Raw genomic sequence first — 2,060 nt, forward strand, 5'->3', positions numbered from 1 at the left:
CTGGGCAGCGCTTCGGCCCCCGCCCAATGGCGTTCGCCCGCCGGGTCCAGACCGGCTTCCAGATCGTCCCCCAGCGCGGCGGCGAGTGCGCGTTCGTAACCGGGCGCGACCGTCAGTTTGTCGAGCAGCCGTTCCTTGCCGCTCGGGCGCGTGGCTTTGGACAGCGCCGCTGCCTCGCTGTCGAGTTGGGCGAGTTCGGCATGTGCCTCGGCACGGGCGGATTGGGCGCGGCTGCGCGAGTCGATTGCCGCGCGTTCGGCGGCGTCGGCACGGGCCAGACCGGTGCGCGCGGATTCGGCCTGATGCGCCGCCTGCGCCCGCGCCTCGGCGGCGCGCTGGCGTTCGGCGGCGAGCGGGGCGGGATCGCCGAGCGCTCGGATCTCAGCCTCGACCCGCGCGGATTCGCGGGTGGCGCGCTCGGCACGGGTGCGCGCGGCGGCAAGTGCGGCGTCGGCGACGCGGGTCTCTGCGGCTTCGGCGGCCTGGGCGGCGAGCGCCTGTGCCAGCGCGACCTCGGCATCGCGCGCGGCGCGTTCGGCGTCGGCGAGCGCCGCATCCAGATCGGGCATGCGCGCGGTCGCCTTGGCGATGCGGGCGTTGAGCGCCTGTGTCTCGCTGTCGAGCCGCGCGAGCGCGTCGGCGGCGTCGCGCGCGAGGGCGCCTTCGCGCTCCTTGTCGGCTTCCAGCCGGGTGGCCGAATCTTGCAGTTCGGATATGCGCCGGTCGATCGCGGCGCGTTCGCTGCGCAGCGTCGCCAGCCGGTGCATCGCTTCGCTCGCGCGGTCGCGCTGGGCGAGGGCAGCGGTGCGCGCGGTGGCGAGCGTGGTCGCGACCGCCTGTTGCGCGGCGAGCGCCGCCTCCTGCGCTGCGGTGCGCTCGGCGACCAAAGCCTCGGCTGCAGCGGCTTCCTGTTTCGCGGCGTCGGCAGCGGCAGCGGCGTCGCGCCAGCGGGCGAAGATCATCCGTGCCTCGGCCACGCGGATGCGGTCGGACAGCTCGCGATAGCGCTCGGCCTGTCGCGCCTGACGCTTGAGTGCGGCGGCGCGCGCCTCCTGATCGCTGATCAGCTCGTCGAGCCGGGTGAGATTGGCCTCGGTCGCGCGCAGCTTTTGCTCGGCGTCCTTGCGCCGGACGTGCAGGCCGGAAATGCCGGCGGCTTCCTCCAGCATCTGGCGGCGCTCGCCGGGCTTGGCCTGGATGATCGCGCCGATCCGCCCCTGGCTGACCAAAGCGGGGGAATGTGCGCCAGTTGCGGAGTCGGCGAAGAGCAGGCCGACATCCTTGGCGCGGACGTCGCGGCCGTTGATGCGATACGCCGACCCCGCGCCACGCTCGATCCGGCGGACCACTTCAAGTTCGCCATCATCGGGGCCGCCGGCCTGTTCGGCGAGGATCGAGACTTCGGCAAAATCGCGCTGCGGGCGGCTGGCGGTACCCGCGAAGATCACGTCCTCCATCCCCGCGCCGCGCATCGATTTGGCGCTGTTCTCGCCCATCGCCCAGCGCAGCGCTTCGAGCAAATTGGACTTGCCGCAGCCATTGGGGCCGACAATGCCCGTCAGCCCCGGTTCGATGCGCAGATCGGCGGGGTCGACGAAGCTCTTGAACCCCGTCAGGCGGAGCCGCTTGATCTGCATGTCAGCGGCCCCGCCCGTTCATGCGGTTCAGGCGCCCGCGGCCTTCAGCGCGGCTTCGACCTGCGGCCAGGTGCCGGTGTTTTCAAGCACCTTGCCATTGAGGATGAAGGTCGGGGTGCCAGAGATATTATACTGCTTCTGACCAGCCTCGGCCGCCTTGACGATTGCGTCGGTTGCGGCGGCGTCGGCAAGGCATGCGCGTGCCTGTGCCTCGGGCACGCCACGCTGCTGGACGAAGGCGAGATAGCCGAACTTCTCCGCGACGGCTCCGATGCGCTGCTGCGGTGCCATTGCTTCGACCTGCTGGATGAACGGGTCGCCCTGCTTGGGGCCGTTGCTCATCAGCGTCTGCTGTTCGGCAAACATCTGGTCGAGGATTGCGAAGAACGGACCCGGCCCGCCGCACTGACCCGCCAGCGCCGC

2 protein-coding genes are annotated in these 2,060 nt (G+C 71.4%); both read right to left on the minus strand.

Features of this window, described 5'->3' with window-relative positions; all coding sequences use genetic code 11:
- A partial coding sequence (locus tag AX681_RS09985) for an AAA family ATPase (protein WP_156456069.1) occupies positions 1-1,637 on the minus strand: 1,637 nt, incomplete at its 3' end.
- A 27-nt stretch (positions 1,638-1,664) separates the two neighbouring features.
- A partial coding sequence (locus AX681_RS09990) for a DsbA family protein (protein ID WP_156456070.1) occupies positions 1,665-2,060 on the minus strand: 396 nt, incomplete at its 5' end.

This window comes from Sphingomonas sp. CCH9-E2 (assembly GCF_001557215.1).
Taxonomy (GTDB): domain Bacteria; phylum Pseudomonadota; class Alphaproteobacteria; order Sphingomonadales; family Sphingomonadaceae; genus Sphingomonas.